The sequence below is a fragment of the Flavobacterium yafengii genome, assembly GCF_030010375.1.
In the GTDB taxonomy this organism is placed as follows: domain Bacteria; phylum Bacteroidota; class Bacteroidia; order Flavobacteriales; family Flavobacteriaceae; genus Flavobacterium; species Flavobacterium yafengii.
In genome coordinates, this window is the sequence record NZ_JASCRY010000003.1 from 14,165 (window position 1) to 38,622 (window position 24,458).

The window sequence follows — 24,458 nt, forward strand, 5'->3', positions numbered from 1 at the left end:
TTTTTATGCTAATTGTTCTACGAATTTTGCTTCCGTTTTTTCTCGCACTTCTTCTAAAGTTGCTCCCGGCATTAATTCTATTAAAGTCAATTTTCCATTAATATATTTGAAAACAGCCAGTTCCGTAATCACCATATCAACAGCCCCTAAAGTAGTCAAAGGCAAAATGCAAGTGGGTACTATTTTAGAACTTCCGTCTCTATTATTATGATTCATTGTAATAATCAGCGTTTTGGCACCCGAAGCCAAATCCATTGCTCCGCCAACACCCAATAAAGGTTGACCCGGCACAGCCCAATTCGCCAGATTGGCATGCTCATCCACTTCTAAACCGCCCATTACCGCAATATCAACATGCTTTCCACGAATCATGGCAAAGGATTCAGCACTATCAAAATAACTGCTTCCCGGTACTGCCGTAACTGGTATTTTTCCCGCATTAACCGGATAATTCATTGCTCCTCCTCCATCTACAGGTTCTGGACCAACGCCTAGCATTCCGTTTTCAGTATGTAAAATAACACCGTGTTTTGGTGTAATTAAATCGGCAACTAAAGTTGGAATTCCGATTCCCAAATTGACTACATCTCCTTTTTTCAATTCCTGTAATGCGCGTTTGGCCATATTCAGACGGTCCTCGCTCACTTTTTTCCCTTTGCTCACCGATGCCGACGAACCCAAATCTTCCAAAGTAAGTGTTGCCTGAACCAAGTAATCAATGTAACATCCTGGTGTGTGAATGTAATTAGGATCTAAAGTGCCTTCCGGTACTATTTCTTCTACTTCAGCGATAACTAAATCAGCTGCTGTTGCCATAGCACGATTGAAATTTTGCTCTGTCATACGATAGATTAAATTTCCTGCCGTATCCGCTTTCCAGGCTCTGATAAAAGCTACGTTTCCACGAATTCCTTTCACAAAAACCTGTTCAAGACCATCAATTATTTTAGTCTCTTTCCCTTCTGCAATAGGCGTTCCGGCTGCAGTTGGCGTATAAAAGCCTCCTATTCCTGCTCCTCCGGCTCTTAAGGCTTCCGCCAAAGTTCCTTGCGGTATCAATTCATATTCCACAATTCCATCCTGAGCCGCTTTCACCGCTTCGGGATTACTGGTAAAAAAAGAACCAATCATTTTTTTCAATTGTCCGTTTCGTAACAAACGTCCGCCCCCAATTCCCGCTTCGCCTACATTGTTTCCAATAAAAGTGATGTTTTTAGTTTCGGTTTTCGATAAAGCATCCATTAAATGGACTGGATTTCCCGTCATCCCAAAACCTCCTTGCAATAAGGTATCACCATCTTTGACCATGGCTGCGGCTTGTTCGGTTGTTATTTGTGGAACTGTTTTCATAATTTAATTTTTAATAAATTCAATAAGTAGTCTTGTAAAATCATCAGCCTTTTCAATATTTGAAATATGGGCCGTTTTTAAAGCGGCCAAAATAGAATTTGGAATTTTTTCCATTAGAAAATCACCATCTTTTACGGTTGTCACCAAATCCTCTGTACCGGAAATAATTAAGGTTGGCGCTGAAATTTTGGAAACTTCATCTGTAAAATCAGCATCCCGAACGGCAGCACAACAAGAACTATATCCTGCTACCGGCGTTTGCACAAACTTTGCTAAAACCGAATCAACTTCCGTTTTATTTTCGGTAAGGTATTCAGATGTAAACCAGCGTTCCTGCGTTCCTGAAACGATACTGTCCAAACCATTTTTTTGAACCGTTTCAATTCGGGTATTCCAGCCTTCTTTGTTTCCAATTTTTACGGCAGTATTACAAAGTATCAGTTTGTTCAACCGTTCCGGCGCATGAATTCCCAACCATTGTCCGGTCAATCCGCCAATAGACAATCCGCAGAAATTTACTTTTTCGATTTTTAAATGATCCAATAAATCCAAAACATCATTCCCTAGCATTTCAATAGAATATTCTCCTTCGGTAGCTTCGCTTTTTCCATGACCGCGAGTATCGTACCGCAGAATATTAAATTCTGTACCAAGCAACTCTATTTGTTTATCCCACATCGTCAAATCAGTTCCTAGTGAATTAGAAAAAACAATAGTTTGCTCCTTCTTGAAATCATCAAACACATAATTCAATGTTGTATGCTGCATTTTTATTTTTGACATTATTTCATTTTTATATTAACCCAAATCACCGCCAGCAACGGGAATTGTTATTCCTGTGATATAAGACGCTTCATCAGATGCTAGAAAAAGTATCGCCGAAGTTTGTTCTTCAATGGTTCCGTAGCGTTTCATTAAACTCGATTCGGTGGTTTGATCAGCCACTTCTTGTCTCCATATTTTTTCCTGTTCAGAATCTGGAGTTTCATTACGCGGAATCAAGCGTTCCGGAGCTTCGGTTCCACCTGGCGCAACCGCATTCACACGAATGTTTTTTTCAGCATATTCGAAAGCCATAGCAGCCGTGAGGGCATTGACTCCTCCTTTTGCAGCAGCATAAGGAACACGATTAATTCCTCTGGTAGCAACCGAAGAAACATTCACGATTACACCTCCTTTTTGATCCAACATCACCGGAAGAACTGCACGACAGCCCCATAAAGTTGGAAAAAGGGAACGTCGAATTTCTTTTTCTATTTGATCTTCTTCATAGGTTGCAAAAGGTTTCATCCAGATTGTTCCTCCCACGTTGTTAATCAAAATATCTATTCTTCCAAACTTTGCAACAGCTTGTTCCACTACCGACTGAAAGCCTGAAAATTGTTCCAAATCAGCTATAACAGGAAGTGCTTTATTTTTTTGGTCTTCACTCAATTGTGAAGCTATTTCATTTACTATTGGAGAACGATCAATTAATACAACCGAACCACCTTCGGCTAAAAGTTGCAATGCAACCGTTTTTCCTATTCCTTGCGCGGCACCGGTAACAAGCGCCACTTTTCCTGAAAATCTATTGGGGTGAAGCATTTTTACTGTTTAAAAATTATAATTGTACATTTTCCTGACCCGTTGGAACAAATTTTTCCATGTAAAAATTAACATGTTGAATTGCCTCTTTGTCAAGCGTTGTTTTTACCGCTTCTACCATCGCATTTGGTCCACAGATATAAATATCATAGGCTTTATCGCCCAGAAGCTCTTTATTAATCCATTGGGTAACGAATCCTTTATCATGACCTTCCGCTTGTTCATCAGAGGTACAAGTGAATAGTTGCAATGGCATAATTTCACTAAACGCTTTCAAACGTTCCAATTCCACTACATTCTCCCCTGTCGTAGCTCCGTAAAACAAATGAATAGGAGTAGTATTTTTTTCTACTTTTAGCTTTTCAAGCATTGCCATAAAAGGTGCAATACCTGTACCGCCAGCAATAAAGATTAAATCACGTTGCGCCTCTCTTAAATAAAAACTTCCCAAAGGAGTTACAATGTTTAGTTCCCCGCCTACAGTTGCCTCCTCTTTTAGATACGTACTCATCAATCCTCCAGGAACTAATTTGATTAAAAACTCCCCTTCAGCTATATCAGGTTGTGAACTGTACGAATACGATCTGGTTTGTGAAGTTCCCGGAACCTCAATATTTACATATTGTCCCGGAAGAAATTGAAAAGAACTCCCATCAGCAGCACGCAATTTTAATTGGTAGATTTCAGAAGATAATCTGTTTAATTCCTTGATTTCAGTAGCGACAGCCGTAGATTTAACTTTACAGGCAGCAGAACTGACCAAAATATCAACCACAAGGTCTGATTTTGGTCTCACTTGACAAGCAAGCGCAAAACCTGCCGCTGCTTCTTCATCTGATAAGGCTTCTTCGATGTAGTCTCCCGCATCAAAATTTCCTGATCTCATTTTACATTTACAAGTACCACAAGCGCCATCAGCGCAATCTAACGGAATGTTTATCCCAACACGATACGCAGTTTCTGCTACCGTTTCATTGGGTAAACTATCTATAAATCGGGTTACTCCGTCCTCAAAGTTTAATGCTATTTTTGCCATTACTTTTGTATTAAATATGATATATGTCAAGCACTTGTCGAATGTAATCGTTCTTAAGGATGACTTTTTTATTAGTGATTAAAAATGAATCTCCCACTTTTTTCAAAGTGTAAAAGGAAACACCAAAAAACTGATCCAATTTATTGTATCGAAAGCTTAATGTATTCCAGTTAAAACGTATTTTAACTTCATCGTTGTTTTCTTCCAGAATTTCAAGATTGGTGCAATTATGACTTGTTCTGGTGTCCGGTAAAGTAGCGCTCGAACGTTCGGTTCTAATTCTAAAAACACGATCTTCCAAACCATTTCTGTTTGGATAATAAATCAAGGAAATTTCGGTTTCGTGATTTGTCGTTAGATTATCCTCGTCGTCCCAAGATGGCATCCAAAACGTTACTTTTTCATCGTATAACTGAAGCCATTCATCCCATTGTTTGTCGTCTAAATGTCTCGCTTCCTGATAAACAAATGCTTGTATTTTATCGTAATTAGTCATCTTACAAATTGTTTTCTAGATTAATCAATTCCTCTTTTGCCAAAGCTGCTGCCAAGGTTTCTGCCCAATACTGGTGCTGCATCAGGAACAATCCTTCGTCTTCGGTTCTAATTCCGCTTAATTTTGGATTGATTCCCATAGCGGTAGCATGTTCGTCCGGACCATAAACCCAATGTTCCGCCCCACGGCTGACATCGTTCCAAGGCATGGCTTTTGCCAAATAACTTTCCTGACAGGATCTGAATTCTTCCAAATCATCAGGAGTTCCCATTCCGGTCACATTGAAGAAATCTTCGTATTGGCGAATACGCAACGCACGGTCGGCCACAGGTTCATTTTTGGGTGCCATGCAATAAATAGTCACTTCCGATTTATCCACAGAAATTGGTCTAACCACACGAATTTGAGTCGAAAACTGATCCATCAAATACACATTTGGATAAAGAGCCAAGTTGCGCGTTTCGTTGACAATAAAATTGGTTCTTTCTTCACCAAGTTCCGCATTCAATCGATCCAATTGACTATAAAGAGGACGTACTTCCGGATTCAGCATTTTGGTCCAAAGTAGCATGTGACCATTTTCAAAACCATAAACACCGCCAATACTTTTTGACCATCCGTTAGGGTCTACCGCTTTTACACCATCTTCTTTACGGTTTCCCATCGTAGCCACATAGTTCCAATGCACCGAGCTTACATGGTAGCCATCAGCACCATTTTCCATTTGCATTTTCCAGTTTGCATCGTAAGTGTACGAAGAAGCTCCTCGTACTACTTCCAATCCAAATTCTGCCTGATCTACCATTTGATCTATAATCTTTTTGGTATCACCGAGATAGTCTTCCAATGAAGAAGAATCTGGATTTAGGCTGCCAAATAAAAATCCTTTGTACGATTCAAATCGTGCTACTTTTTTCAAATCATGTGAACCTTCTGTGTTGAACTGTTCCGGATATCCTGCGCCTTTAACATCTTTTACTTTTAATAATTTTCCTGAATTATTAAAAGTCCAACCGTGAAACGGACATGTATACGTTGATTTATTCCCTTTTTTATAGCGACAAAGCTGCGCTCCTCTATGGCTGCAGGCATTAATAAAAGCATTCAATTCTCCTTCTTTGTTGCGGGCGATAAAGATGGGTTGTCTGCCAATATGAGTCGTGAAATAATCATTCAATTCTGTTATCTGACTTTCATGAGCCAAATACACCCAATTGTTTTCGAAAATATATTTCATTTCCAATTCGAACAACTCCGGATTGGTAAAGGATTCTCTGTTATGACGATAAAGACCTTCAGAAACGTTGTGTTCCAATAGGCTTTCTACATATTCTTTATTTAATTTTTCCATTTGTGTTGTTGTTTAGTAGTCATAACCTACCCACTCCGGAGTTATTTTGGGGTAAAACCACCATGAGAATGACTCAAAAAATCAATACGATTTGTTCCTTCTCACGGGGATTCTACAAGTCCAAAAAAGATTCGGAAAATGGCAATAGACCGTTTCTTTTTTTATTATGCTACAGCTTCAGCTCTCAATCGCTCTACTTCTGCATCGTGAATTCCTTCAATTTCTTTGTGCAAAGTGAAGTCGAAATCGATTGAGGAAAAAGGCTGGTCTAATCCTTTTTCTTTAATTTTTTCCGCATCAGTAATTACGGTAAGATCCGGAACCAAACCTTCACGAGTTGCAAAAGCGAAATCATCCCATAAATAAGGATCATCCTCAAAATTAATTTGTGTTGTTAATTTTCTGAAACCAGGTGCCGAAACGAAGAAATGAATGTGTGACGGGCGATTTCCGTGACGACCAATAGCACTTAAAAGTGTTTCCGTTGATCCTCCTGGAGGTACAGCATATCCACAAGGAAGAATGCTACGGAACTGATAATTCCCTTTTTCATCCGTTTCTATCGTTCCACGTAAATTGAAATCACTCATTGACTGATCAAAATAAGAATAATTCCCTTTTAAATTCGCATGCCAAACCTCTACAATTGCATTTGGAATTGGATTGTTTTTATCGTCTAAAACGGCTCCTTGCATAAACAAAACTTCGCCTTCTTCTACTTCAGTTCCATCGTCTATACGTGCAAAAAACTTTGATTTTGGCGCACCGGCAACATAAAGTGGTCCTTCAATCGTTCTTGGCGTTCCACCTGTCATTCCTGCTTTTGCTTCTTCTTCATCCATACGTAAGTCTAAGAAATGCTCTATTCCTAAACCTGCAGCGATTAAACCATATTCTCCATTTTGACCTGCTTGAGTCAAGAAATTTACTGCTGTCCAAACTTCGTCCGGTTGGATATCTAAATCTTCGATGGTGTAAAACAAATCGCGAAGGATTCTGTTTAAAATTGCTTTTGCTCTTTCGCTTCCAGCTTCTATTTTTTCAGTACTTTCAATTTTTTGAAGTAATCCGTCTATTTGTGCTCTAGTCATGATATTGATTTTTATAAATTTATTATAGTTTTTTTTTGATTATTTAAAAGGGTTACAATTCTCCTTCTTTAAATGGAAGAATAATGTTTGCATAATGATTTTACTTCGATTTCCATAAAAGGAAAAAGGGGTAAATTGCTCAGAATCTCATGAAGTTCAACCGGACTTTCTACATTGAAAATACTGATGTTCGAATACTTCCCGACTATTCTCCAAATGGCTACCCATTTTCCGCTGCGTTGCAAATCTTGTGACATTGCTTTTTCTTTTGCTTTTAATTCGTTTACAAAATTCACATCGGAATCATGTGGAATTTTTACGGTCATTTCTACGTGGAATAACATAATGCTACTTTTTATTTGCGTTTATATTGGTTGAGTTTTTCTAAATCTAATTCCAAGCCTAAGCCCGGACCTTGTGGGATTTTCATCGAAGCATTCGAAAATTCCACTTTGGTTTTAACAATATCATCCGTTAATAATAATGGACCGAAAAGTTCCGTTCCCCATGACATTGTTTTCAACGTACTAAAAGCATGCGCCGAAGCCACAGAACCAATTGTTCCTTCCAATAAAGTTCCTCCATACAAACTGATATCGGCAGCTTCTGCAATGGCAGCCACTTTTAAAACATTATGCAATCCGCCTGATTTTCCTATTTTTAATGCAAAAACATCGCTTCCTCTTATTTTCGCCAATTTGTAAGCATCCGTACTATCGTTTAAGGCTTCATCTGCCATAATCGGCACGGTAAACATTTTGGTCAAACGAGCCAAACCTTCAAAATTTTCTTTAACTATGGGCTGTTCAATCAAATCAATTCCTGCTTCTTGAAGTTTTGCAATGCTAATTTTTGCGGTACTTTCGTCCCAAGCCTGATTTACATCTACCGTTACTTTTGCTCGGTCTCCCAACGCTTTTTTGATAGCGGCAACGTGAGCGATTGAAATTTCCGGCGCTTGCCAACCTATTTTTAATTTGAAAATAGTGTGTCTTCCGATGGCCAAAAGATGTTGGGCTTCTTCAATATCCTGTTGTGTATTTCCGCTGGCCAATGTCCATAAAACAGGCAAAGTTTCGGTAATTGCTCCTCCTAATAATGTAGCGACAGAAACACCCAATCGTTTTCCATGCGCATCTAGAAGTGCTGTTTCAATTCCGGATTTTGCAATTCGGTTGCCTTTGATGTTTTTTTCAACCCAAAACATGGCTTTGTGAATATTGGTCGCATCCTGCCCCACTAATAAAGGAGCAAAATAAGTATCAATATTGAGTTTCATACTTTCCGGAGATTCCTCTCCGTAACTCAATCCGCCAATTGTTGTCGCTTCTCCAATTCCTTCAATTCCATCACTGCATAACAAACGAATGATAACCATAGTTTGTTTTTTCATTACGGTCATCGAGAGATGATGCGGACGAATTGTTGGCAAATCAACCAGAATGGCTTCGATTTTTTCAATAATAGGATTATTCATTTCTTAGTATCTAAATTTGTTTGATTCGACAGAAGTGAGTACTTACTCATAAATAATTAAGCGCTTACTTACTGTTTGATTATCACAAATTTAGAACTAAAAGCAGGGTGTAAAATTGGATTAATTTGCTATTAATGAGACAAATCAAACAAATAGACAAAAAACATAACTATTTGTTTATAATATCTTTAAATAGAAAAAACAGAAGAAAAAATTTGATTTCCTTTAAAAAACAGGACAAAACAATTTTATACAGAAAGATTGGAAACGAGATTATTATAAACGCCTAACTCATAGGATTTACAACTATCTCATTATAATAATTAAAGTGGTAAAAGAAGAATGGAGTGATTACTTACGTCCTAATTGGCTTCTGAATTCTTTGGGAGTGAGTTCGGTTTTTTTCTTGAACAAACGCGTAAAATAAGCGGGATCTTCGATATCTAATTCATACGAGATTTCGGCAATTGACATATCAAAATTGCGCAGGTAAATTTTAGCTTCATCAATAAAAAAATTAATGACTACATCTTTTGGCGACAAGCCGGAAACATCTTTACAAATTCGGTTGAGATGTCCGCTTGAAATTGCTAAACGGGAAGCATAATCTTCTACACTTATTTTAAAAGATTTCATTTCCTTTATTAATTGAACAAAGCGTCGGTAATATATTTTATTCTTGTTATCGGAAAGATGAACTGCGGATGAAGTGACAAATATCCGATACAAACGCAACAGCATCATTCCTACCAAATACTGCAAAGCGTGTTGCTTTCCCGGTAATTCCGAATAATATTCCTCGATACATTTACGAATCGTTATCAAAGCGTCGTTGATTATTTTATCATCTTCGTTCAGTTTTGAAATATGAATTTCGTCTATCGTATTGATAATATCCGTATCGAGTTTTAACATATTCTCCAATGACTTATCATAAAGTGAAATAACCCATCCTTTAGTATCGGCATTCATGCGTAAACCATGGCTGATATTCTTTGGAATAGAAAAAAAAGAAACACTTTCGACAAGTTGACTTTCGCCATTAATTATTAATTCCAAAGAGCCGCTTTCTACAACAAAAATTTGAAAAAGGTCACTGTGTACATGAGGTTTTATAAACCATTCGTGGCGTTTACCGGTTATTTCCATAGGTGTAATATGAATAATATCCCTAACCATATCGATAGAGTTATCACCATAAATTCCTTTAAAGAATAATTTATTTCCCATGCATTATTTTAACTCAAAAGCTATTTTGAAACCTTTCAAAGATACTACAAATACAACTATATCGTTTGAGAACTATTTGACATTTTTTATATAAAAGAAAAATACTTTGTGATATTCTAAGATGGATTGGCAGTATTCAATTTTGAAAGTCGGTATAAAAACAGTGCCACAAAAACCAAATAAACAATTGCCATACTCATCGCAATGCTATAGCCATCTAAACCTTGTTTCAAACTATAAAAAAACACGCTGCCAATAATACTGATTCCAAAAGCGGATGAAAATTGTTGTACGGTTGAATATACACCTCCGGCTAATGCGGCATAATCGGTTGGAATTTTTTTAAGCGCATAATTCAAAATGGACGGTAAAAGTGTCCCTTGTCCCAATCCATACAATAAAAGAAACCAAGGAATATAATTCACATTTGCCGGATCTCCAAGAGTAAAAGCCTGTAAAACCAAAGAAATAATCATTAGAAAACAACCTATAATTAATAATTTGATTCCATATTTATGCAATAATTTTAAAGCAATAAATGAAGACATCAAAAAACCAATGCCATTAAAAGTAAAATACTGACTGGCAACATAAGGATCCAGATGTAATGTGTTTTGGAATTGAACCGCACATATCAATAAATAAGAATTGTGTGCTCCGAAAAAAAATAACGCTACCAGTAAAACCAAATTGAAGCTTTTTATTTTAAAAAGATTAGTGTTCATCAAAGGACTGCTTTGCTGTTGGGTTTTTCGTTTTTGGTTCTTCCAAAATATAAATAATAGAATCCCGGATAAAAACAGCAAAAGCAAAACTAAAATTGAAAATCCTTCCTCTGGCACTAAAGTGAGTCCGTAAATTAAACTTCCCAAAGCAATGGTCAATAATAAAACCCCTAGCATGTCAAATTTACCCCCTCTGTGCAGAGTTGTTTCCTGTAAAAAGAAGAATGAAAGTACAACGGTTACTAAACCAAACGGAACATTTATCAAGAATATCAATCGCCAACTTTCTTCAATATAATGGTGTGCTACAAAATAGCCACCTAAAAATTGTCCTAAAATAGAAGCAATACCCAATGTAATTCCGAAAAAGCCAAAGGCCAAGTTTCGTTCTTTGGCTTCTCGAAAAGTAACTTGTATTATCGTCAAGGTTTGAGGAATCATAAAGGCAGCGGCCACACCCTGAAAAAATCTAAAAAGTATCAATTGGAAAATAGTGTCCGCATATCCACATAAAGCAGAAGTAATAGTAAAAGACAGCATCCCAATTATGAATATTTTCTTTCGACCAAAAAAATCTCCGGCTCTTCCTCCGGTAACTAAAAAGACACAATATCCCAACAGATAAGAACTTATGACTAATTCGGTATTACTGTCTGATGTCAAATACTGTTGTTTGATTTCCGGCAAAGCCATATTCACGATATAGACATCAATTACTGAAAGTAAGGGAGCTACAAGTACAATAATTAATGCTAGCCATTTATTGGTTTCTTTCATAATCACAAAAAAAACGTTGGATGCAATTCCTTTTGAATCACACCCAACGCGTTAATAAAAAATTAAAATTTTAGCACTGTAGCAAATACAACTCTCCAAGTTCCTATCAAATTCAGATTGCTTACCGCTCTTCCACTATTATCCGCATTCCCCCATTCGGCAGCTGAATATTCTGCTTCCAAACCAAATTTTAAATTTTTAATAGGCACTTCAATTCGTGGTGCCAATCGATAAATATAATTAATGGTTCTGGTAGTTGTATTTCCTGAAGCCGCTATACCTCCTACCATGTTTGAAAATCCATAAGCTACTGCTTTTCCAGAAATTGGATTAGTAGCACCATCATTTTGGCTAAAGCCAGCAAAGAATCCAGGAATTATTTTTTTAGTTTTTCCGGTTAAATCAATCCAAAAAGATTGTGTTGCCATAGTCGAATAGGTTTCTAAACCCGGACCTGAAGTGGGTGTATATCCTACATAGCCTCCAAGCATAATGAATGAAGTGGCGTTTTCGCCATACATTGCTTCTGCTTTTATAGTCATGGGTTTCGTTTCAAAACGGCCATACGCCATAACGGAAACACTGTTGACTCTTTCATTTGAAAAATCATTGGTCAATCCAGAACCTGTTTTGGGACGAATTTGCTCAAAATGCCCTGCTAAACCTACGAGAACATTTTTACTTTTATAATTTACCTGAACATGTCCCGAAGGAAGTGAACTGTTTCTGTAGGGTGCCGTATTCGAAGTAAAATCCCTTTGTGAAACGGCAGCTATCATCAGATTAAAATGAGTATTCAACTTTTGGGTAAACCGAATCTGAGGATTTCTGTTGTACGGCATGTAAGGCGCACCTCCACTGAAATTAACTACCCCGGGAAACATTTCCGGAATGGTCAGCGGATGCCAAAATTGTCCTATTCCCAACTGGCTTTTTTTCCAGTCCAATGTAATATAGGCATGTCTCAAACGAAATTCATTGATTCCACCTTCGGCATTACCAAAAAAATCACCTTCAAGGAATCCGGCAGTTTTTGCGCCTAAAACATCGGGTGCATTCACTTTGACTCCCGCTCTGGATAGTACATTCAGCATTTGAAACTTAGAAGCGGAGTTTCTATCTTTCCCATTGGCATCAAAGTCAACATCTTTTCCCCAAAGCACCACTGCAGCTTCTCTTACATCAACAGTCTGACGGGAATCAAACACCGCATCATGTCGAATAAAACCAGAAAATTTAACCTCAAAAAGTGGTTCTTTTTTTTCCGGTTTGACAGCAACTATACTGTCCTTTTTTTTAATGGTTTCCTGCGCATTAAGTAGCACTGCCGTGAGTAACAAACCAGTTACTGCAACTATTTTTTTTAACTTCATTTCTGTATATTTTATTTTAAAAATCCTAAATTACGGCTGATAAACACTCCTGTTTTAAGGCTATTCGTCAGCTACAATAGGATCTAATTGAATTGATTCCTCTTTTTGAAATGCCACTTTACTGTCATGACTGTGTTTTACATTGATAAAACAAACGGCCAAAGCGCCTATAGCTCCGGGAACAGCAAATGCAACAAAATTCAATTCAAAAGGCAATCCCAAACTCAATAAAGCGCCTCCTAAAATTGGTCCTAAAATAGCACCTGTTCTACCTACTCCTGATGCCCAGCCAATACCGGAAGATCTAATGTTTATAGGATAAAATTGCGCCACATAAGCATAACAAAGTATTTGGGTTCCAATAGTTGTTGCCCCCGCTATTGCAATTAAAATGTATAATACCAGCGTTGAATTTTTGAAACCAAGCAAGCTTAATGAAATTGCAGCAACGGCAAAAAAGGAAATCAAAACGGTTTTTAAATTAAATTTATCGCCAAGCCATCCGCCACCTATTGCTCCTATCATCGCTCCAAAATTCAGCACTAACAAAAAGGTAAGACTAGATCCTAACTCATATCCTGCTTTGTTCATTAATTTTGGCAACCAGGAATTCAGACCGTAAACCATCAAAAGACACGTGAAAAAAGCAATCCAAAACATGATGGTACTCGTTGTTCTGTTATGTTTAAAAAGTTGGGAAACACTCGCTCCGGCAGCTTTCGCTTCTCCAGAATCCAAAACATCCCCTGTGGCAGGAAGATACGTTGGCTCAATAAGAGAAAGTATTTTTTTTGCCTCTTCAGTTCTTTTTTGTTTTGCCAAAAAGCCTACAGAATCCGGTAAAAATTTAATAATCAAGGGCAATAAAAGTATTGGCAATAATCCAACATAAAAAACCGATTGCCATCCGAAATTTGGTATCAAAAAGATTCCTAATCCAGCCGAAAGCATTCCTCCTACTGAATAGCCGCTAAACATGAGTGTTACCAGCGTGCTTCTGATTTTCTTTGGCGAATATTCGGTCATTAAAGCCACAACATTGGGCATCACTCCCCCAATTCCTAATCCGGCAATAAAGCGACAAATCCCAAATTGCAAAGGAGTTTCTACAAATCCATTTATAAAAGTGAATCCACTGAAAATGGACACGCACATGATGATTGCTTTTTTTCGTCCAATTCGATCCGAAAGCGTCCCAAATATCAAAGCGCCAAACATCATCCCAAAGAGCGCGTAACTCCCCAAAGTTCCTGCTTCAAGAGGTGATAAATTCCACTTTTCCATAAGTAATGGTAACACTACGCCATAAATAACAAGGTCGTACCCATCAAAAATGATGATTAAGGAACACCAGAACAATACGGTCCAGTGAAATCGATTAAACTTGGCGTTATCGATTAAATTATGAATATCTATTTTTCGCATTTTTTTTTAGTTATTGGTTATTGGTTAATTAGGCATTATAAATACTAGGCTGTTATTATGGTTAAGCCTGTTTTTACAAATTTTTCCATATAAAAATTTGTATGATTTAATTGGATTCTTGCCAAGTTTATTTTGGATTCGTCCATTATATTTAATGCATCATTTTTGGATGCCGTTTGTCATTTTAAGAATAACCCAATTGCTAATCATCAAAAATTTATTGACTAAACACAATACTTATTTTGCAACACATTTATATTATTTATGATATTATCATTAATAAAAACAAATTTTAATTACACAAAACATAATTATTAACTCTTTTTTATATTGATATGCAAATATTAAAATTATTCGAGATGAAAAATTGTTCTTTTAAATCAAAAACAGGACAAATCAACTGTTTCATAGAAACTGATACTAAAATAGAAGTTTGTAAATCAGACTTATAAGTATAGTCTTACTACTGAATGCAAATAAATTTATTTTTGACAGAATGATTAATAATTTAAGTATACCCAACTGGTATATTGATTTTTATGGATACTGTCCGGGCAGGCTATTCAATACAAGTCCACAGGAATCAGTCCATAAAACAAACCCTAAAACGAGCTTCCTATGGTCGCTGTTTTAGGGTTTGTTTTATAAAAAGCCTTCTTCCTTTGCGGGCTTTTCTTTACTATCCTTGACAGAGAACCTGCATTCCATAACAATCAAATTACTACACAACTCAAATGCTCAACCAATAAAAAATAGTATCTTTAAAATATGAAAAAGCATCACACTATTATTATTGCAGGAGCCGGTGGAATCGCAGAAGCTGTTGGTTTATTACTGATGGAATGGAGCGAAGTTGCTCCTACTCTTTTTATTGGTGACAGAACCCATTCAAAAGCAAAAAAAGTAGCCCATTGGATTCAAGAAGGAACTACGAAATCAGGATTTATTCAAGATTTTCATCTTGCTGAAAATGGATTAACAGATGAAATGAAAGCAATATTGCTTCAAGGAGATATCATTTTAGATTGCCTACCGGGTAGCCAAGCACCCAGAATAGCCCAGTTTGCTAAAGATTTCAATCTGCATTACGCAAATCTTACAGAATATGTTGTAGAGACTGAAGAAATAATAACATTGGCAAAAGAAGCCAAAACGGGTTTTATACTTCAAACGGGTTTAGCTCCAGGGTATATTGATTTACTCGCCAATGGACTTTTTCAACAGTTTTGCATAGATTTTGAAGTAGATAAAGTAGATAAACTGGAATTTAAAGTTGGAGCATTGACCAATCATGCAGTTGCTCCACATTATTACGGATTTACCTGGAGCCCTGTGGGTGTAGCTACAGAATATCTGGAAGAAACTATAGTATTAAGGGATTTTAAAAAAACGACTCTACCATCACTGTCAGAAAGAACGACTATTATTATTGATGGTATTGCTTATGAAGAGGATCTTACTTCAGGCGGTGCAGCAGATTTGCCTGACGCATTATTAGGAAAGGTGCGTTCCCTTGATTACAAAACCTTACGTCATCCTGGGCATTATACTTGGATACAAGAGCAAGTTGCTAATTTAGAACATACAACTGACGCAATTAAAGGCTTACAAGAAAAAATGGAAGCCATTATCCCTCACATTGAAGACGACAAAATTATTTTATATGCAGCTGTAGAAGGAAAAGATGCTACAGGTATTTTGCGCAGACGAGAGATTGCAAAATGTATACTTCCTCAAAAAGTGGGAAAACATCAATTAAGAGCTATCCAAACAACTACCGCAGCACCACTGGCACAAGCAGCTCAACTATTACTCGAAACACCGCTTAGCGGAGTTGTATTACAAAGCCAAATTGATCCAATACAATTTTTAAATGGGAATTATATATTAAACGTTTACGGGAAAATATAAACACGGTATTAATAATATCTTGAGTATTAAAGTTACTCCTCTCAAAGCCCAAGATTCGTAATATACTTAGCAATTCAAACTAAGTTTAGACTTACTAAACTTCAAACTGCCAGCATAAAGCATAAATAGAACCTATGGAAAAACAATATTCTGTTGCGATATATCCTTCGGAGGCAATTATTGCTTTAGTTAAGTCGATGAAAGATCAATTAGCGCAGGAAGTGGATTGGTTTCACAGTAAAAATTCGACAGGACATATTACCATTTGTGAATTCGAAGCGAGTGCTAAACAAATTGAAATCATTAAAAATCAATTGAGTAAATTATGTGATACATTGGAACCTGTAGAAATTTGTTTAAATAAATTTGGTTCCTATCCCAATGGAGCTTTTTTTATTTCGCCAAACGAGGATTCTAAAAACCGTTTAAAACCCATAATGAAACGAATTCATGAATCGCTTCATATTCAAAATATGAAAAAAAGTAATGATCCGCATCTTTCTATTGCACGAAGATTAACTCCGGAAAATCTCGAAAGAGCTAAAGCTTTATTTGCTTCAATAGACGTAGCTTTTTTGTGTGACAGTATAGTTTTGCGAAAATTTGATGATACTATAAAACAGTTTGTTGTAACTGATTCCTTTAAATTCAACAACAATCCAAAAACAGAAGGCATACAGGGAACCCTTTTTTAGGAATTAATCACTCTTCAGCCATCCGGTAATGCTCATTCTGGTATTTTGGGTTACCAAAACCTCGTGAACTAATTCATCACTCTTGAAGAAAACAGTTTTACCCTGAGTGGGCGAAATTTTCTGATTATTATCCAATTGATGAATGAGTAATTCGCCACCGTCACTTTCTTGCCAATTGCTGTTTAAATAACTAATCATGGAGTATTTTCGACTGGGATTATTTTTGAACTGATCCAAATGTTTTAGATAAAAATCACCCGATTCATACAGCGAATAATGAAATTCATAACCTGTTATTCCGGTATAACAACTTTGATTCAGATAAAGAATAAATGCTTCTATTTGAGCAAAGAATTCATTTTCGAATGCATTGTTGTGTTTTTTATCCAACCAATAAATGGAATCGCTTCGTATCGCGCCATCATAAGAAACTTTCTCTGAGTTACCAATTCCAGCTTCCATCAAAAGGCTTTTTTGATTCAAAGAAATCAAATTTTGTTTTAGATTATTGGCCAAATCGGTACTCAAAAAATGTTCGGATATGCCTACCTTATTTTCAATATAAGTAGCAATCAAAGCCTCAAAGCTATTTTCCATGTCAGTTTTTTGTTGACTGCTTAGACAGCCAACGGGACAAGGTAGACTAATAAAAACCGTTAGAGACTGATTATAAAATAAATAAAATTATTAATTTATAATTCCCCATTTTTATTGCAATAATCAACAAGAAAAAAGGGTTTAGAAATCAATCTAAACCCTTTTTGTTATTTATAATTTACTGATAAAGCTACCGTAAATATCCTTGAACTGATAACCCTCAGAGAATCGGTCTTTGCTCAGTTTTTTGTATTCTACCAATCCCCAAAGAATAAATTCTTTCATGAAAAATTTATCTTCTTTTTCCAGTTGCGGTTGGTATTTCTTGATTAAAACTTCAAGAGGCACAATACTTCCCAGGATTCTTTCATATTCTCCATCGGAACAATCATCTAATAATTCGAAACCACTTTCGGCAAAAAACCATTCAATGATATCCGTATAAGGCGTTTTCTCGTCTTGTTTTTCCAGTTTTTCAATTTTTGGAAAATAAGCCGGAAAGAAAGTATGAATTGCATCACCTAGTAAATGCTGCGCCACAGCAGCAGCTCCCTCCTGCTCTCCTTCATAAACTAATTCGACTTTTCCGGTAATTGCTGGAATAATTCCCATAAAATCGGAAAGACGTAAAGTTGTTTTATCTTCTCCAGACTTCAATGCCCTTCTTTCTGCTGTACTTAATAAATTCTCTAATGCGGTAATACTCAATCTGGCACTCACACCACTTTTATTATCAATATATTCGCTTTCTCTTGCTTCAAAACTGATTTGTTCTAATAAATCCCTTGCCAAAGAAGGCACATAAACCATATCGCTTTGTGCTGTATCCAATTTTGCTTCCTGTTCTGTAATGGTTCTAGCAATTTTAATGGTTTCCGGGTAATGCGTCAAGATTTGAGAACCAATTCTATCTTTTAATGGTGTTACAATACTGCCACGATTCGTATAATCCTCTGGGTTTGCCGTGAAAACAAATTGCATATCGAGTGGCATTCGCAACTTAAATCCACGAATTTGAATATCGCCTTCCTGTAGAATATTAAACAATGCTACTTGAATTCTCGCTTGTAAATCAGGTAATTCGTTAATAACAAAAATACAACGATTCGCTCTTGGAATCATCCCAAAATGTATCACGCGATCATCTGCATAGGAAAGTTTTAGATTGGCTGCTTTTATTGGATCGACATCTCCAATCAAATCAGCAACGGTAACATCTGGTGTGGCCAGTTTTTCGAAAAAACGGTCGCTTCTGTGCAACCATGAAATTGGAGTTTCGTCGCCTTTAGTTTCAATGATGTCTTTGGCAAAACGGGAAATCGGTTGCAAAGGATCGTCATTAATTTCTGAACCAGTCACAAACGGAATGTATTCATCTAACAATTCGATCATTTTACGCGCTAATCTGGTTTTGGCTTGACCACGAAGACCTAATAAATTAATATTATGTCTAGATAAAATTGCTCGTTCCAATTCAGGAATTACGGTATTTTCAAAACCATGAACCCCCTCAAATGTTGGCTTTCCCGATTTAATTTTTTCTCTAAGATTAGAACGCAACTCATCTTTAATGCTTTTGCTTTCGTAACCTGATTTTTTTAATTCTCCTAGTGTTTTTATATTTCCTATTTTCATGTGTGAATTGTCTTTCATCTTGTTTCTTTTCTCTAATCCTTTTATTTTATTCTCTTCTTACGATTGGTTTCATAATCTTCAAAAATCATTTCGCCCAAACCTTTTAATCCAGTGTAAAATGCTTTTCCTTGATTGGCTTCGGTAAAACGATTGACAAATTGCTGTAAATACGGATCATTGGCAATCATAAAAGTGGTTATTGGAATATGTAATTTTCGAGCCTGTTGTGCCTGGTTGTAGCATTTATCAACAATATATTCATCGAGACCATTACTGTTCATATAATAGGAACCGTCTTTTTCCCGAACACAACTTGGTTTTCCATCGGTTATCATGAAAATTTGTTTGTTGGTATTTCGTTTTCTGCGCAGAATATCCATGGCTAATTGTAAACCTGCAACCGTATTGGTATGAAAAGGCCCGACTTTTAGATACGGCAAATCCCGGATTGCAATCGTCCAGGCATCATTTCCAAAAACCAGAATATCTAAAGTATCTTTTGGGTAACGTGTCGTAATCAATTCAGCAAGAGCCATTGCTACTTTTTTAGCTGGTGTAATTCGGTCTTCACCATACAAAATCATACTGTGGCTGATGTCAATCATCAAAACCGTACTCATTTGGGATTTATACTGTGTTTCTTCAACAACCAAATCATTTTCGGTCAGCATAAAAGCATCAACACCATTATTGATTTGGGCGTTGCGCAAGCTTTCGGTCAAAGAGATTCGTTCGAGTCCGTCACCAAAATGAAATTCCCGAAATTCCCCGGTATGTTCATCTCCATTTCCGGAATGTTTGGTTTTGTGATTCCCGCTTCCGGAACGTTTTAGATTACCAAAAATATTGTCTAAAGCTTGTTGTCGAATGGCGCGTTCTGTTTTGGCAGTAATTCCAATTCCTGAAGTTCCATCGTCCTTGAGTTCATCGCGGATGTAGCCTTTTTTCTTTAAATCTTCTATAAAATCATCGATTGTATAGTGTTCATCGGTGAGTTTATATTCTTTATCTAATTCTCGCAACCAATCGATTGCTTCATCAAAATCTCCTGAAGTATGTGTAATTAATTCTTTGAAAATACCAAAGAGCTTATCAAACGGAGACTGAAATGGCGCTTCATATTGCTTGAAATAAAATCCTTTTTTATTGTCATTTTTCATAGACTTTAAAATTACATCATTTTAAAATGTTGTCTATACAAACGTTTACTAATTTTTAGTTAAAAACATTGAAAGGATAAAAAGGAAGTCCTTAATCCGAAGATAAGCTAATTAAAAAATTGTCCATCGACGTAAAACCAACTTCCATTTTCGAGTTTGAAAGTAGATCGTTCATGATGAATTTGTTTTTGAAGTTTATTGTCTAAAAAATAGGCTTTGAACTCTACAGTATTCTCTGTAGCGGTTACAATTTCTAATTTAAGCCATTGATTTGAAGTCGCCCAATCTAGAATTTCAGATTTCGAATAGTATTTTCTCTCTGAAATATGGGTTGTTGCCAATAAATATTCCGCGGAATGAGTCACATAAGCTGAATAACGGGAACGCATTAATTCTAAGGCTGTTGCTGGATTTTCAGTTCCTTTAATAAATGGTTCGCAACATTCATTAAAGTTTTTTTGAGAACCACAATGGCATTTTATTTTTGTCATTTTATATAAAAACTATTGAAGTCTACACATTACAATTGTCCGTCTAATGCAATTATTTTTTGTTGCAATTGATTCAATAATACTTGATACTTACTAATTTCGACTAGATCGTCATCTTCTTCTGCAAAGTCAAGCAATTCATCTAAATCTTCGCTAACTTCAACTAATTTATTATTTGCCTCTTTACCATTCTTACTGGCAATCAAATCAATTATTTCCTGAACACCTTTTTTTAGATCCGTAAATTTATTGTTTTCCATCTTTAATTATTTTCTAAATCCTTACTCTCGTTAAACTTTTGGGTAATTTGTTTTAATTTTTCTTTACGCAGTATTTCAGCTTGTTTTACTTTATCCTGAGCTTTGTGCAACTTGTCGTTGTGCTTTTTAATATTCCTTTCGTTATTTCTACCCATGTCATTTATTTTTAATCAACTACCTTATTTGAGAACTCCTGCAAAGTTCGGGTTATTTATTCAAATTTAAATTATTTTTAATTGGAGAGTTTAACATTTTAAAAATAGTCGATTTAATTCTCAACCGTATTTACCCTGATTATTTCTATTTTTTTCAACACGTTTTTATACTTTTTTTTACAAATTTTAGTTTTTATATAATTATTGAGGCTTCAATGAATATGATTAATCATATAAAATATTTTAACAGGCTAAAAATTAATAATTTAACTATAATTCTAAAATATTATGCAGTTATGTTATTTTTATATACATTTATTTAATAAAAAATTGAGTTTTCTCAATCCTTCCAAATGGCACAAATGGACAATAAAAAATACCCTAAATTTATCAGTTGGTTCTTGAGCAAACCGAAAACAACGGGTTTCATCACTTTCTTATTCCTTAGTTATATTGCAGGATTTATTGTCTCTCAGCAATATCAGCTAATAAAGGAAGATGAGCAACGAGAAATGAATAGTATACTGCGAATTGTCAATCAAAATTTAGAGCAATCGCTTAAAAATTGTTACACAACCACATTAACATTAGCATTAACCATCAATGATCAAGGTGTTCCCGAAAACTTTGATTATGTAGGTAAAAAGCTGATGGAATCAAACAATAGTATCAGTGCCGTTCAATTGGTTCCAAATGGAGTGATTAAGTATATCTATCCATTAAAAGGGAATGAAGCTGCTTTAGATTTAAATATTTTGAAGGCTCCTCATTTAAAAAGGGAAGCTTTAAAGTCCGTTACATCCCAAAAAATGTATTTTGCAGGTCCTTTAAAACTAAAACAAGGCGGAATGGGAATAGTAGGAAGATTCCCTGTTTTTCGCAATAATAAATTTTGGGGATTTTCAGCTGTTATTATTAAATTAGATAATTTATTAAAATCTTCCGGAATCAATACTGTTGATGATTCAAAATATTATTTTCAGTTTTCAAAGGAAAATACAACTACCAAAAAGGAAACTTTTTACTTACCCAATAAAAGTGATTTTTCTAAAAAATACAATATCTTTAGAACAATCCCTGATGGTGATTGGAAATTATATCTAATATCAAAATATCAAAATTATTTTTACGCACAGATTCTGATTCCAGGAATTATAGGACTGATTTTAGCGGCGCTTTTTGGTGTTCTTATCTACACTTTGTTAAAAATTCCTGGAGAGCTACAGTCTTTAGTAAATATACAAGCAACAAAACTTTTAAATTCTGAGATAAAATTTGAGGCAATTTTTGACCAGGCAGCTGTAGGAATAGCTCACATAGATTCATTTACAGGCAATTTTATAGAGATCAATAATCAATATTGTAAATTATTAGGGTATTCACAACAAGAAATGAAAGAGCGAAATTTTCAATCGATAACGCACCCTGAAGATTTAGAAGAAGATTTAATGAATTTAGAAAAACTTAGGGATGGAAAAATCACAGCGTATTCTATGGAAAAAAGATATTACACAAAAGCTGGTGCAATTATCTGGATAAATCTTACTGTATCACCACTCTTTAAAAAAGACAAAAAAGTGACAACCCATATCTCTATTGTTGAAGATATTTCATTAAAAAAAGAGGTTCAAAAATTAATTAAAAAAAGCGAAACCCGATTCCAAAGTCTATTCGAAGATTCTCCTATTCCTTTATGGGAAGAAGATTTCTCTGAAGTTAAAAAGTATCTTCAAAAATTAAATCTTATCAATGAAACTCCAGAGACCGTTTCTCTATATTTAAAAATGCATCCTGATGTAGTTCATGAATGTATTGCTTTAGTAAAAATTATTGATGTTAATACAATGTGCCTGCACCTTCATAAAGTTAAAACTAAAGAAGAATTAATTTCTGATCTTTCACAAATAATCGATACCAGCTCAATTCCCGATTTCACAAAACAACTAATTGCCATAACGCAAGGTGAAAAACAATTAATTGTTGATACTAAAATAAAAAATAAAGAAGGTGAATACCGAGACGTAAATTTAAGGTGGAATGTAATTCGGGGTTATGAAAAATCACTGGAAAGAATTATTGTTTCCACTGAAGATATCACGGAACGAAAAATCTCCGAAAATATAATTCTTCAATCACAACAAAGAATTGAATCCTTAATTAATACTATTGATGGAATCGTTTGGGAATGTGATGCTAAAACTTTTGCTTTTAATTTTATCAGTCAAAAAGCAGAAAAAATATTGGGATATACTTCCCAAGAATGGTTGGCAAGTAAAACTTTTTGGTCAGATCACATTCATCCGGAAGATAGACAATGGACGATCGATTATTGTACTTTGAAAACAAAGGAAAATTTAAATCATGATTTTGAGTATAGAATGATAGCTAAAAATGGAGCTGTTGTCTGGTTAAGAGATATTGTAAATGTAATTTCCGAAAATGACCAAGCTTTAAGTTTACGTGGCATAATGATCGATATCACAACAACCAAAGAAGCTGAGAAAGACTTAAATGACTCTTTCAATTTAGTGACTGAACAAAACAAAAGGCTACTTAACTTTTCCTATATAGTTTCACACAATTTAAGATCACATACCAGTAACATCGCATCTATTATGTCTTTAATAGAATCTTCTGAATCTGAGGAAGAGAAAGATGAAATGATCCAATTATTAAAATCGGTTTCGAATTCATTAAACGAAACAATGATTCACTTAAACGAAGTCATCAATATAAGGACCAATATTGGTCTGGTGTCAGAATCATTAAACTTGCAGCAATATTTAGAAACTGTTCAAAGTGTTCTTTCTGAACAAATAAACTCAAAAGATGTTTCTATTTCCACTATAATGCCTGATGATGTGATGATAAATTATAATCCGGCATACCTTGAAAGTATTCTTTACAACATCATTTCGAACTCCATCAGATACAGTCATCCGGAACGTAAACCAATAATCATAATTAAGTGGATAAATGATGACGAAAACAAAATTCTTCAGATTTCAGACAATGGGGTTGGGATTGACCTTGTTAAGAACGCTGATAAAATTTTTGGAATGTATAAAACATTCACTAATAATGCTGATTCAAAAGGAATTGGATTATTTATTACAAAAAATCAAATTGATGCCATGGGCGGAAATATCACTGTTGAGAGTGAACCCAATATAGGAACAACATTTAAAATCTATATCCAATGACAAAAAAAGCAATCTGGGTAATCGATGATGATGCAATTTATCAAATCATCGTCAATAAAATTATTCAAAGATCTGAAATGTTTTCAACCATTACTTCTTTCAAAAATGGAAAAGAAGCAATAGATACTTTACATGATACCGTAAATAACAGACTGGATAATAATGACATAATTCCAGACATAATCCTGTTGGATATTAATATGCCAATTATGGATGGATGGGAATTTATGGAAAAAATGGGACTGCTAAAATCTAAATTCAGCAAAAACATCAACGTATATATTGTAAGTTCTTCTATTGCCACTGAGGACAAAAATAAATCAAAAACGTATTCAGATATATTAGGTTATTTATCTAAACCAGTTACTATGAATGATTTAGAATTGATTGCTTCGAATGATTAAAAGAGAATTCAAACAAAAATCATCTTTTA

At 35.3% G+C, this 24,458-nt stretch carries 23 protein-coding genes; 4 read left to right on the forward strand and 19 right to left on the reverse strand.

Features of this window, described 5'->3' with window-relative positions:
* Positions 1-3 precede the first annotated feature (3 nt).
* From QLS97_RS10375 to QLS97_RS10435, 13 genes are all read right to left on the reverse strand, one after another.
* Positions 4-1,350, reverse strand: a complete 1,347-nt coding sequence (locus tag QLS97_RS10375; RefSeq protein ID WP_282716499.1) for a 3-oxoacid CoA-transferase — start codon at positions 1,348-1,350, stop codon at positions 4-6.
* 3 nt (positions 1,351-1,353) lie between these two features.
* Positions 1,354-2,133: a 3-oxoadipate enol-lactonase gene (pcaD, locus tag QLS97_RS10380; protein WP_282716501.1), complete on the reverse strand. Its 780-nt coding sequence runs from the start codon at positions 2,131-2,133 to the stop codon at positions 1,354-1,356.
* A 15-nt stretch (positions 2,134-2,148) separates the two neighbouring features.
* Positions 2,149-2,937, reverse strand: a complete 789-nt coding sequence (benD, locus tag QLS97_RS10385) for a benzoate diol dehydrogenase BenD (RefSeq protein ID WP_282716502.1) — start codon at positions 2,935-2,937, stop codon at positions 2,149-2,151.
* 16 nt (positions 2,938-2,953) lie between these two features.
* Positions 2,954-3,973: a benzoate 1,2-dioxygenase electron transfer component BenC gene (gene benC / locus QLS97_RS10390; protein ID WP_282716504.1), complete on the reverse strand. Its 1,020-nt coding sequence runs from the start codon at positions 3,971-3,973 to the stop codon at positions 2,954-2,956.
* A gap of 10 nt (positions 3,974-3,983) precedes the next feature.
* A complete protein-coding gene (gene benB, locus QLS97_RS10395; protein ID WP_091168616.1) occupies positions 3,984-4,469 on the reverse strand; it encodes a benzoate 1,2-dioxygenase small subunit in 486 nt (161 codons plus the stop codon).
* A 1-nt stretch (position 4,470) separates the two neighbouring features.
* Positions 4,471-5,820 (reverse strand): Rieske 2Fe-2S domain-containing protein, encoded by a 1,350-nt coding sequence (locus tag QLS97_RS10400; protein WP_282716506.1) that lies wholly within the window; start codon positions 5,818-5,820, stop codon positions 4,471-4,473.
* Between the two features lie 164 nt (positions 5,821-5,984).
* Positions 5,985-6,911 (reverse strand): catechol 1,2-dioxygenase, encoded by a 927-nt coding sequence (gene catA, locus QLS97_RS10405; protein ID WP_282716507.1) that lies wholly within the window; start codon positions 6,909-6,911, stop codon positions 5,985-5,987.
* A 68-nt stretch (positions 6,912-6,979) separates the two neighbouring features.
* Complete coding sequence (gene catC, locus QLS97_RS10410; protein WP_282716509.1) at positions 6,980-7,255, reverse strand: muconolactone Delta-isomerase; 276 nt, start codon at positions 7,253-7,255, stop codon at positions 6,980-6,982.
* Between the two features lie 11 nt (positions 7,256-7,266).
* Complete coding sequence (locus QLS97_RS10415; RefSeq protein WP_282716510.1) at positions 7,267-8,388, reverse strand: muconate/chloromuconate family cycloisomerase; 1,122 nt, start codon at positions 8,386-8,388, stop codon at positions 7,267-7,269.
* A 351-nt stretch (positions 8,389-8,739) separates the two neighbouring features.
* Positions 8,740-9,618, reverse strand: coding sequence for an AraC family transcriptional regulator (locus QLS97_RS10420; protein WP_282716512.1), 879 nt, complete (start codon positions 9,616-9,618; stop codon positions 8,740-8,742).
* A gap of 116 nt (positions 9,619-9,734) precedes the next feature.
* Entirely contained in the window at positions 9,735-11,120 is a 1,386-nt protein-coding gene (locus QLS97_RS10425) for an MFS transporter (protein WP_282716513.1), read from the reverse strand.
* A gap of 62 nt (positions 11,121-11,182) precedes the next feature.
* Entirely contained in the window at positions 11,183-12,493 is a 1,311-nt protein-coding gene (locus QLS97_RS10430) for a DcaP family trimeric outer membrane transporter (RefSeq protein WP_282716515.1), read from the reverse strand.
* A gap of 60 nt (positions 12,494-12,553) precedes the next feature.
* On the reverse strand, positions 12,554-13,918 hold the full coding sequence (locus QLS97_RS10435) for an MFS transporter (RefSeq protein ID WP_282716516.1): 1,365 nt from the start codon (positions 13,916-13,918) through the stop codon (positions 12,554-12,556).
* Between the two features lie 768 nt (positions 13,919-14,686).
* On the opposite strand from QLS97_RS10435, the gene QLS97_RS10440 reads away from it, so the two are divergent.
* Positions 14,687-15,829: a saccharopine dehydrogenase family protein gene (locus QLS97_RS10440; RefSeq protein WP_282716518.1), complete on the forward strand. Its 1,143-nt coding sequence runs from the start codon at positions 14,687-14,689 to the stop codon at positions 15,827-15,829.
* Between the two features lie 134 nt (positions 15,830-15,963).
* Positions 15,964-16,524: a 2'-5' RNA ligase family protein gene (locus tag QLS97_RS10445; RefSeq protein WP_282716520.1), complete on the forward strand. Its 561-nt coding sequence runs from the start codon at positions 15,964-15,966 to the stop codon at positions 16,522-16,524.
* Between the two features lie 3 nt (positions 16,525-16,527).
* Here QLS97_RS10445 and QLS97_RS10450 read toward each other — a convergent pair whose 3' ends face one another.
* The 6 genes from QLS97_RS10450 to QLS97_RS10475 all read right to left on the reverse strand — a co-directional run bounded on the left by QLS97_RS10450 (position 16,528) and on the right by QLS97_RS10475 (position 20,822).
* Positions 16,528-17,121 (reverse strand): 2OG-Fe(II) oxygenase, encoded by a 594-nt coding sequence (locus QLS97_RS10450; protein ID WP_282716521.1) that lies wholly within the window; start codon positions 17,119-17,121, stop codon positions 16,528-16,530.
* A 171-nt stretch (positions 17,122-17,292) separates the two neighbouring features.
* A complete protein-coding gene (locus QLS97_RS10455) occupies positions 17,293-18,756 on the reverse strand; it encodes an AAA family ATPase (RefSeq protein ID WP_282717213.1) in 1,464 nt (487 codons plus the stop codon).
* A 41-nt stretch (positions 18,757-18,797) separates the two neighbouring features.
* The gene (locus tag QLS97_RS10460; RefSeq protein ID WP_282716523.1) at positions 18,798-19,916 is read right to left on the reverse strand and encodes a vWA domain-containing protein; all 1,119 of its coding nucleotides are present in this window, start codon (positions 19,914-19,916) and stop codon (positions 18,798-18,800) included.
* A 107-nt stretch (positions 19,917-20,023) separates the two neighbouring features.
* Positions 20,024-20,407 carry a YchJ family protein gene (locus QLS97_RS10465; protein ID WP_282716525.1) on the reverse strand — a complete coding sequence of 128 codons (384 nt, stop codon included), beginning with the start codon at positions 20,405-20,407 and terminating at the stop codon, positions 20,024-20,026.
* 29 nt (positions 20,408-20,436) lie between these two features.
* Positions 20,437-20,667: a hypothetical protein gene (locus tag QLS97_RS10470; protein WP_282716526.1), complete on the reverse strand. Its 231-nt coding sequence runs from the start codon at positions 20,665-20,667 to the stop codon at positions 20,437-20,439.
* A gap of 2 nt (positions 20,668-20,669) precedes the next feature.
* Entirely contained in the window at positions 20,670-20,822 is a 153-nt protein-coding gene (locus QLS97_RS10475) for a hypothetical protein (protein WP_282716528.1), read from the reverse strand.
* Between the two features lie 362 nt (positions 20,823-21,184).
* Between QLS97_RS10475 and QLS97_RS10480 the strand changes: the two genes are divergently transcribed.
* On the forward strand, positions 21,185-24,025 hold the full coding sequence (locus QLS97_RS10480) for a PAS domain S-box protein (protein WP_282716529.1): 2,841 nt from the start codon (positions 21,185-21,187) through the stop codon (positions 24,023-24,025).
* Positions 24,022-24,429, forward strand: a complete 408-nt coding sequence (locus QLS97_RS10485) for a response regulator (RefSeq protein WP_282716531.1) — start codon at positions 24,022-24,024, stop codon at positions 24,427-24,429. The genes QLS97_RS10480 and QLS97_RS10485 overlap by 4 nt, the downstream gene beginning before the upstream one ends.
* The last annotated feature ends 29 nt before the right edge of the window (positions 24,430-24,458 follow it).

What these genes read in the sequence shown, in the direction of transcription:
- QLS97_RS10375 (WP_282716499.1), bottom strand. Translation starts at nt 1,350, where the DNA reads ATGAAAACAGTTCCACAAATAACAACCGAACAAGCCGCAGCCATGGTC.
- pcaD (WP_282716501.1), bottom strand. Translation starts at nt 2,133, where the DNA reads ATGTCAAAAATAAAAATGCAGCATACAACATTGAATTATGTGTTTGAT.
- benD (WP_282716502.1), bottom strand. Translation starts at nt 2,937, where the DNA reads ATGCTTCACCCCAATAGATTTTCAGGAAAAGTGGCGCTTGTTACCGGT.
- benC (WP_282716504.1), bottom strand. Translation starts at nt 3,973, where the DNA reads ATGGCAAAAATAGCATTAAACTTTGAGGACGGAGTAACCCGATTTATA.
- benB (WP_091168616.1), bottom strand. Translation starts at nt 4,469, where the DNA reads ATGACTAATTACGATAAAATACAAGCATTTGTTTATCAGGAAGCGAGA.
- QLS97_RS10400 (WP_282716506.1), bottom strand. Translation starts at nt 5,820, where the DNA reads ATGGAAAAATTAAATAAAGAATATGTAGAAAGCCTATTGGAACACAAC.
- catA (WP_282716507.1), bottom strand. Translation starts at nt 6,911, where the DNA reads ATGACTAGAGCACAAATAGACGGATTACTTCAAAAAATTGAAAGTACT.
- catC (WP_282716509.1), bottom strand. Translation starts at nt 7,255, where the DNA reads ATGTTATTCCACGTAGAAATGACCGTAAAAATTCCACATGATTCCGAT.
- QLS97_RS10415 (WP_282716510.1), bottom strand. Translation starts at nt 8,388, where the DNA reads ATGAATAATCCTATTATTGAAAAAATCGAAGCCATTCTGGTTGATTTG.
- QLS97_RS10420 (WP_282716512.1), bottom strand. Translation starts at nt 9,618, where the DNA reads ATGGGAAATAAATTATTCTTTAAAGGAATTTATGGTGATAACTCTATC.
- QLS97_RS10425 (WP_282716513.1), bottom strand. Translation starts at nt 11,120, where the DNA reads ATGAAAGAAACCAATAAATGGCTAGCATTAATTATTGTACTTGTAGCT.
- QLS97_RS10430 (WP_282716515.1), bottom strand. Translation starts at nt 12,493, where the DNA reads ATGAAGTTAAAAAAAATAGTTGCAGTAACTGGTTTGTTACTCACGGCA.
- QLS97_RS10435 (WP_282716516.1), bottom strand. Translation starts at nt 13,918, where the DNA reads ATGCGAAAAATAGATATTCATAATTTAATCGATAACGCCAAGTTTAAT.
- QLS97_RS10440 (WP_282716518.1), top strand. Translation starts at nt 14,687, where the DNA reads ATGAAAAAGCATCACACTATTATTATTGCAGGAGCCGGTGGAATCGCA.
- QLS97_RS10445 (WP_282716520.1), top strand. Translation starts at nt 15,964, where the DNA reads ATGGAAAAACAATATTCTGTTGCGATATATCCTTCGGAGGCAATTATT.
- QLS97_RS10450 (WP_282716521.1), bottom strand. Translation starts at nt 17,121, where the DNA reads ATGGAAAATAGCTTTGAGGCTTTGATTGCTACTTATATTGAAAATAAG.
- QLS97_RS10455 (WP_282717213.1), bottom strand. Translation starts at nt 18,756, where the DNA reads ATGAAAATAGGAAATATAAAAACACTAGGAGAATTAAAAAAATCAGGT.
- QLS97_RS10460 (WP_282716523.1), bottom strand. Translation starts at nt 19,916, where the DNA reads ATGAAAAATGACAATAAAAAAGGATTTTATTTCAAGCAATATGAAGCG.
- QLS97_RS10465 (WP_282716525.1), bottom strand. Translation starts at nt 20,407, where the DNA reads ATGACAAAAATAAAATGCCATTGTGGTTCTCAAAAAAACTTTAATGAA.
- QLS97_RS10470 (WP_282716526.1), bottom strand. Translation starts at nt 20,667, where the DNA reads ATGGAAAACAATAAATTTACGGATCTAAAAAAAGGTGTTCAGGAAATA.
- QLS97_RS10475 (WP_282716528.1), bottom strand. Translation starts at nt 20,822, where the DNA reads ATGGGTAGAAATAACGAAAGGAATATTAAAAAGCACAACGACAAGTTG.
- QLS97_RS10480 (WP_282716529.1), top strand. Translation starts at nt 21,185, where the DNA reads ATGGACAATAAAAAATACCCTAAATTTATCAGTTGGTTCTTGAGCAAA.
- QLS97_RS10485 (WP_282716531.1), top strand. Translation starts at nt 24,022, where the DNA reads ATGACAAAAAAAGCAATCTGGGTAATCGATGATGATGCAATTTATCAA.